Raw genomic sequence first — 7,536 nt, forward strand, 5'->3', positions numbered from 1 at the left:
ACCTTGCCCTCGGACAGGTTGTCGCCGACCTTGACCTTGATTTCCTTGACCACGCCAGCGACCGAGGACGGCACTTCCATCGTGGCCTTGTCGGACTCCAGCGTGACCAGACCCTGGTCCTTCTTGACGGTATCACCAACGGCGACCAGCACCTCGATTACCGGGATGTCGCTGTAGTCACCGATATCGGGGACAAGTGCTTCCTTGATTTCGGCCATGGGGATAACTCCGGCAATCTGGTGTAGGGAATCGCCTATTGTGGGGGTACGAGGCGTCAGCGCCAACCGGCTTGCGCAATATTCACTGCCTCTGTCCCGGGACAGCCTGTTGCAGCGGGCGCTTCCCGGCAGAATCGGCAACGGCAGCCGCTGCATCGACCGCTCCAGTCGGCACCGTACCAGTCGGTACCGTATTGTCCCGCGCTGTTCCGGATCAGCCGGCCAGGACATCGGCCAGTGGCTGCCATGCCGCCTGCAGCCGTGGCAACGGCCAGGCCGCATTGGCCGGACTGGTCGAGGGCAGCGCCCACACCGCCAGCGATGTGACGCGAGCGCCCAGCAGGGGCTGGATGTAGCGCACGAATGCGGCGTGTGCCGTTGCACCGTTGCAGGCCACGGCGGCCAGCTGCGGCAGCTGTGCGATCAGCTCCGGCAGTGCATTGGGTACCTCACTGCCGCGCACGATCGCCGTGTCCAGGCTGCCACGCCGCTCGCAGGCACCGATCACGTCCCACACGCCCACGCCCGCCGACTGCAATGCCTGCATGCGCGCGGCGTACGGCTGCGCCACATCGATGCCGGTCAACGCCGCCATCAGCGGCCAGAAGCGATTGCGCGGATGCGCGTAGTACTGCGCCGCCTGCAACGACGCGACGCCGGGCATGGAGCCCAGCACCAGTACGCGGCAGTCCGCTGCAACCTGCGCGGCAAGCCCGATGCAGTGTGTCGTTTCCGTCACATCCTCTCCAGATGCGTGAATGTCGAGCGTTGCATGATCGCGCGCCACGGTGGGCTTTTCGAGACGATCGCTGAACGGAACAAACTATTTTTTAACGAGCGTCGGATTCGATTCATGTTGAGAGGACTACGTTTGCCTCGCCCCGACACAAGGGGCCAATAACAAAAAAAGACTTCTGAGGAGATTCCCCCATGCGCTCCATCCGCACCCTGACCCTGGCTACCCTGACTGCTCTCGCCTTCGCACCTGCCGCCTTCGCGCAGGACAGCAGCACCGACACCGCTTCGGGCAAGCATTTCGCCGTCGTCGGCGGCGTCGCACTGCTGCAGCCGAAGAATGATCCGATTGAAGGCATCGACAAGGTCGATGGTGGCCCGGCGCCGACCCTGAGCGTCAGCTACTACATCAACGACAACTGGGCCGTGGAGCTGTGGGGCGCGGCCGACAAGTTCGACCACCGCGTGCGCGGCAGCAACGGCGCCAAGCTGGGCACCGTCGAGCAGCAGCCGATCGCGCTGAGCGGCCAGTACCACTTCGGCCAGGCCGACAACGTGTTCCGTCCGTTCGTGGGCGTGGGCTACTACGAGTCCAACTTCAGCAACGAAAACCTGACCAGCGACGCCGGCCACATCGGGCTGGAGACCGCCAAGGGCGCCATCGGCACCGTCGGCGTGGACATGAACATCAACAGCACCTGGTTCGCCCGCGCCGATGCACGCTACATGCATTCGCGCCCGGAACTGACCGTCAACGGCGACGGCACCGGCGACAAGGCCAAGCTGGACCCGTGGACCGTGGGCTTCGGTATCGGCGCCCGCTTCTAAGCGCTGTTGTTGGATGTAACGCAACGGGCCCCTTGTGGGCCCGTTGTTGTTTTGGCCGTCGCACCACCGCATTTCATTTTCCCTTGCTCCGGTGTCTTCAATACTGGCGACAGGGGCGCTGCGGGCGCGCAAGGGGAGTGCCGATGGATGACATCGTGGATGTCCTGGTCGTGGGCGGCGGTATCAATGGCGCTGGCATCGCCCGTGACGCGGCCGGGCGCGGCTGGTCGGTGTGCCTGTGCGAGCAGGACGACCTGGCTGCGCACACGTCCAGTGCCAGCACCAAGCTGATTCACGGCGGCCTGCGCTATCTGCAGTACGGCCAGTTCTCGCTGGTGCGCAAGGCATTGCGCGAACGCGGCGTACTGCATCGGCTGGCGCCGCACCTGGTCACGCCCACGACGTTCCTGTTGCCACATGCGCCGCACCTGCGCCCCGCGTGGATGCTGCGCGTTGGTTTGTGGCTGTACGACCACCTGGAGCACACCGGCGCCGCCTTCCCGCACGCGCGGCGCATCGACCTGCGCAGCGATCCGCGCGGCGCGGTGCTGCAGCCGCGCTGGCGCACCGCCTTCAGCTATGCCGACGCACGCGTGGACGACGCGCGTCTTGTAGTGCTCAACGCGCTGGATGCCCGCGAACGCGGCGCCGACATCCGCCTGCGCACCCGCTGCGAGCAGCTGATCCGGCACCGCGATCATTGGCTGGCGGTCCTGCGCCAGGCCGACGGCCAGGTCACGCGACTGCGTGTGCGTGCGGTGGTCAACGCGACCGGGCCGTGGGCCGGCAATCTGCTGGAGCGCGCCGGGATGGATGCCCCGATCGGCCTGCGGCTCGTCCAGGGCAGCCACATCGTGGTGCCACGCCTGTACGCGCATGACAGCGCCTACCTGTTCCAGCAGCCTGACCAGCGCGTGGTGTTCGTGATTCCCTTCGAGCAGGACTACAGCCTGATCGGCACCACCGACCAGGATTACGACGGCGACCCGGCGCGGGTGCAGATCGCGCCCGACGAGATCACCTACCTGTGCGATGCGGTGAATGGCTGGCTGCGCACCGCCGTAATGCCCGAACACGTGGTCTGGCAGTTCAGCGGCGTGCGCCCGCTGCTGGCCGACCACCACCATGACGCGGCCAAGGTCACCCGCGACTACCGCCTGCACCTCGACGCGCAGCAGGCAGCGCTGCTCAGCGTCCTGGGGGGAAAGCTCACCACCTACCGCACGCTGGCAGAGGAAGCGGTGGACCAGCTGGGCGCGGCACTGGGCCGGAGCGAACCGGCATGGACGGCGGACGGCCCCGCCCTGCCGGGTGGCGACGAAGGGCCTGTCCAGGCCGTTCTACCGGCCTTGGAAACCTCGTATCCCGAACTGCCTCGATCGCTGCTGCTGGATCTGGCCCGTCGACACGGAAGCCGCGCACGCCGCGTGCTGGGCGACGTACGCAGGCCCGACCAGTTGGGCCATCACTTTGGTGCGGGCCTGTATCAACGCGAGGTGGATTACCTGGTCGAGCACGAATGGGTGGTCGAGTCCGATGACCTTTTATGGCGACGCACGCATTTCGGCCTGCGCCTGGATGAAGCACAGCGCGCGGCGGTGGCGGCATACCTGGGCGATCCGCGTCCATGACCCCGGAACGGGGACAGCCACGCATGGCGTGGCTCTACGCTGTTCCAGCCAAATCGTCCTGTGCACGTAACAACTCGTAGTGCCACGCCATGCGTGGCATCCGCGCACAGCGCGGCACAATCCCCAGAAGCCTACGTACTGCCGCCCCGACCACCCGTCCGGCGTTTAGACCCAATCGAAGCATCCGTCAGACATTCATGACCCCGGAACGAAGCGTCCGCGATCACCCCCCGCGTTACCATCACCCCACGCCAGAGCAACGGAACCCGCATGGACAAACGTTACGTACTCGCCATCGACCAGGGCACCACCAGCTCGCGCGCGATCCTGTTCGATCGCGGCGGCCGCGTGGTCGGGGTGGCCCAGCGTGAGTTCGCGCAGATCTTCCCGCAGCCTGGCTGGGTCGAACACGACCCGCGCGAGATACTGACCAGCGTCTATACCACCCTCACCGAGCTGCTCAACCGCCAGCAGATCGACCCGCGCCAGATCGCCGCGATCGGCATCACCAACCAACGCGAGACCACCGTGGTGTGGGACAAGGTCACCGGCCAACCCATCCACAATGCCGTGGTGTGGCAGTCGCGGCAGAGTAACGAGATCTGCGAGCGGCTCAAGGCCGATGGGCACGAACCACTCATCCGCGCGCGCACCGGCCTGCTGGTGGATGCCTACTTTTCTGCGACCAAGATCCGCTGGATCCTCGATCACGTCGACGGCGCCCAGGCGCGCGCCGAGCGCGGCGAACTGCTGTTCGGCACCATCGACAGCTGGCTGGTGTGGAACCTCACCGGCGGCGCGCAGCACGTGACCGACTACAGCAACGCCTCACGCACGCTGCTGTTCAACATCCACACCCTGCAGTGGGACCCGGAACTGCTGGCGCTGCTGGATATTCCAGCGGCAATGCTGCCCGAGGTGCGCAGCTCCAGCGAGGTGTACGGCACCACCCGGGCCCAGTTCTTCTTCGACCAGCACATCCCCATCGCAGGCATCGCCGGCGACCAGCAGGCCGCGCTGTTCGGGCAGGCCTGCTTCGAGCCCGGCATGGTCAAGAACACCTATGGCACCGGCTGTTTCATGCTGATGCACACCGGCACGCAGGCGGTGACCTCCAGCAACGGGCTACTCACCACGCTGGCCTGGGGCATCGACGGGCAGGTGGAATACGCCTTGGAAGGCTCCATCTTCGTGGCCGGCTCGGTGGTGCAGTGGCTGCGCGACGGGCTGCGCATGTTCGGCAAGTCCAGCGACTGCCAGGCCTACGCCGAGCGCGCCACCGACAACGGCGGGGTCTACATGGTGCCGGCGTTCGTCGGCCTCGGTGCGCCGTACTGGCGCAGCGACGTGCGCGGCGCGGTGTTCGGCCTCAGCCGTGGCACCACCAAGGAGCATTTCATCCGCGCGGCGGTGGAGTCGATGGCCTACCAGACCCGCGACGTGCTGGCTGCGATGCAGGCCGATGCCGGGATCGAACTGAAGGAACTGCGCGCCGATGGCGGCGCCATCGCCAACGACTTCATGGCGCAGTTCCAGAGCGACCTGCTCGGGGTGCCGGTGCTGCGCCCGGAGGTGGCCGAGACCACTGCGCTGGGCGCCGCCTATCTGGCCGGCTTGGCGACCGGGTTCTGGACCAGTCGTGCGGAAATCGCCGAGCAGTGGGCGGTGGATCGCCGGTTCGTGCCGCAGATGGCGGTGAGTGAGCGCGAGGCGCTGTATGCCGGGTGGCAACAGGCGGTGGAAGCGACGATGGGGTTCCGCGTGGCGTGAACGGCGTACCGACCAACGGTCGGTACCTACCGAAGGTCGGCACGTCCGGTGAGCAGGAATCGGCCGCGGTCATTGCGACCGGGCCGGTAGGAGCCGACCGTTGGTCGGCTCGCGCAGGTGCCGGTCAGAATGCCGGCAGCACGGCGCCTTTGTACTTCTCGGCGATGAAGGCCTTCACTTCCGGGCTGGTCAACGCCTTGGCCAGCTGCTGCACGCGCGGGTCATCCTTGTTGTCCGGGCGGGCGACCAGGAAGTTCACGTACGGCGAATCCTTGCTTTCGATCGCCAGCGCGTCCTGGGTCGGGTTGAGCCCGGCATCCAGCGCGTAGTTGGTGTTGATCAGGGCCAGGTCGACCTGGTCAAGCACGCGCGGCAGCATGGCCGAGTCCAGCTCGCGGAACTTGAGCTGCTTCGGGTTGGCGATGATGTCGCGCTGGGTGGCCAGCGCATTGGTCGGGTCCTTCAGCGTGATCACGCCGGCCTTGTGCAGCAGGATCAGCGCGCGGCTGTTGTTGCTCGGGTCGTTGGGGATCACCACGTCGGCACCGACCGGCAGGTCGGCAAGCGACTTGAAGCGGCGCGAGTAGGCGCCGAACGGCTCGATGTGCACGCCGATGACCTTGGTCAGGTCGGTCTTGCGGTCACGGTTGTACGCGTCCAGGTAGGGCTCGGTCTGGAAGTAGTTCACGTCCACCTGCTTCTGCACCAGCTGGTCGTTGGGCTGCACGTAGTCGTTGAAGACCTTCACGTCCAGCTCCAGCCCTTCCTTCTGCAGGATCGGCTTGACCACCGCCAGGATCTCGGCATGCGGGACCGCGGTGGCCGCGACCACCAGCTTCTTGGAGTCGGTGGCCGGCTTGCCACAGGCCGCCAGGGCCAGCGAGGCGACGAGCAGCGGGAGCAACAGGGTCTTTTTCATGGAGGCGGGAATCCGGGGGCTGCGGTAGCAGCCAACCATACCGCAAGGCTTGGGCGGGCGGGTATCCCGGCCATATTACCGGGAGGAATGACCGTTCCAGTTCCGCGCAGCCACCCATGGGGTGGCTCTACGGGCACCAACCATCATCGTAGAGCCACCCCATGGGTGGCTGCGCGGCGCCCGGTCATTCGTAATTGCTCAACGCCATCATCAGCAACGCCTTGGCCTGCTCGCGCAGCATGACCGGCTCGATGATCTCGGCATCCGAGCCGTAGTGCAGCACGTCCATCAGCAACTCGCGCGACACGCTGTAAGGTACCTTCAGCTCGTAGCGTCCATCGGCCAGGAAGCGGCCCTGCTGCTTGGAATGCCAATGCTCGTCCGCCACCCAGCGGGCGGCCTTGGCGCTGAACACGATCGTCGCCCAGCCCTTGGGCGGGCCGGAGAAGATGCCGTAGCTGGCGCCCAGCTGTTCGTCCAGCTCGCTGTCGTCCACGTCGCGCGCGGTGGTATCGATCACCCGCGCCTTGTAGATGCGGTCCACCGCGAAGCTGCGCAGCCCCTCGCGGCCGTGGTCCCAGGCGTCCAGGTACCAGTTGTCGCGGTAATGGGTCATGCGCTGCGGCGACACAATGCGCTTGGTCGCCTCATCCGTGGAACGGGCCCGGTATTCGAAGCCCAGCTGCTTGCGCTCCAGCACCGCCGAGGCCACCGCGCGGAAGCTGGCTTCATCGAACTTGCGCCCCCGGTGCGGGATCACCCGCACCCGGTCCACCGGCCAGGTGGACACACCGGCCTGCGCGGCCAGCAGGCCCTCGATGCGCTGCTGCAGCGGCGCCAGCACCGACGACAGCACGCCGCCGCCGGTACGCGAGAGCAGGTGCTGCGAGGCCAGCAGGGCGTGCAGCTCCTCGGAGCTGAGCCACAGGCCCGGCAACTCGAAGCGGTCGCTTTCGTCGTCCTGGTAGCGGAAGCCGGCCTCGCCGTCGCCCTCCACCGGCGCCATCAGTGCGTCGCGCAGGAAGGCCAGGTCGCGGTAGACGGTGGCGCGCGAACACTCCAGTTTTTCCTGCAGGGTGGCCACCGTCACGGGGTAACGGGCGGACTTCAGCAGGCGATGCAGGGCGTTGATGCGTTCATATCGGTCCATGATCCGATTATGTCCGAGTCGCCGCCGTTGTGGCGGCCCTGACTGTAACGGCGCGCGATAAATCGCCCGCCGCTCCTGCGATAAATGAAGGGGGCCTAGTGTTGCACCCCCTGCAAGGAAATTGCACGGGGCGGAATCCCGCCCCGTGACCCTGGCCGGCTACTTGGCCAAGTAGATCCGCTCACGCCGGGCGACTCCGGCACCGGACCCGATCGTGTACCGGATGCCCACGGAGCGGCCGGGGAACCGATCGAACACACGACGCATGTCCGGGTGGTCGTTGAT

The 7,536-nt window shown here is 66.5% G+C and carries 7 protein-coding genes; 3 read left to right on the top strand and 4 right to left on the bottom strand.

Features of this window, described 5'->3' with window-relative positions; all coding sequences use genetic code 11:
- Both ACREPD_RS21110 and ACREPD_RS21115 read right to left on the bottom strand, forming a co-directional pair.
- A partial coding sequence (locus tag ACREPD_RS21110; RefSeq protein WP_431601108.1) for a biotin/lipoyl-containing protein occupies positions 1 to 218 on the bottom strand: 218 nt, incomplete at its 3' end.
- 214 nt (positions 219 to 432) lie between these two features.
- Positions 433 to 1,005 (bottom strand): DNA-deoxyinosine glycosylase, encoded by a 573-nt coding sequence (locus ACREPD_RS21115; RefSeq protein ID WP_431601109.1) that lies wholly within the window; start codon positions 1,003 to 1,005, stop codon positions 433 to 435.
- 143 nt (positions 1,006 to 1,148) lie between these two features.
- On the opposite strand from ACREPD_RS21115, the gene ACREPD_RS21120 reads away from it, so the two are divergent.
- The 3 genes from ACREPD_RS21120 to glpK all read left to right on the top strand — a co-directional run bounded on the left by ACREPD_RS21120 (position 1,149) and on the right by glpK (position 5,182).
- The gene (locus tag ACREPD_RS21120) at positions 1,149 to 1,781 is read left to right on the top strand and encodes an OmpW/AlkL family protein (protein WP_431601110.1); all 633 of its coding nucleotides are present in this window, start codon (positions 1,149 to 1,151) and stop codon (positions 1,779 to 1,781) included.
- A gap of 143 nt (positions 1,782 to 1,924) precedes the next feature.
- The gene (gene glpD / locus ACREPD_RS21125) at positions 1,925 to 3,412 is read left to right on the top strand and encodes a glycerol-3-phosphate dehydrogenase (RefSeq protein ID WP_431601111.1); all 1,488 of its coding nucleotides are present in this window, start codon (positions 1,925 to 1,927) and stop codon (positions 3,410 to 3,412) included.
- A gap of 270 nt (positions 3,413 to 3,682) precedes the next feature.
- Positions 3,683 to 5,182, top strand: a complete 1,500-nt coding sequence (glpK, locus tag ACREPD_RS21130; protein WP_431601112.1) for a glycerol kinase GlpK — start codon at positions 3,683 to 3,685, stop codon at positions 5,180 to 5,182.
- 124 nt (positions 5,183 to 5,306) lie between these two features.
- On the opposite strand, the gene ACREPD_RS21135 is transcribed toward glpK, so the two are convergent.
- Positions 5,307 to 6,101: a MetQ/NlpA family ABC transporter substrate-binding protein gene (locus ACREPD_RS21135; RefSeq protein ID WP_431601113.1), complete on the bottom strand. Its 795-nt coding sequence runs from the start codon at positions 6,099 to 6,101 to the stop codon at positions 5,307 to 5,309.
- A gap of 184 nt (positions 6,102 to 6,285) precedes the next feature.
- Positions 6,286 to 7,251 (bottom strand): helix-turn-helix transcriptional regulator, encoded by a 966-nt coding sequence (locus tag ACREPD_RS21140; protein ID WP_421569718.1) that lies wholly within the window; start codon positions 7,249 to 7,251, stop codon positions 6,286 to 6,288.
- Positions 7,252 to 7,536: the final 285 nt, after the last annotated feature.

The sequence above is a fragment of the Stenotrophomonas sp. genome (assembly GCF_050737075.1).
Classification (GTDB): domain Bacteria; phylum Pseudomonadota; class Gammaproteobacteria; order Xanthomonadales; family Xanthomonadaceae; genus Stenotrophomonas.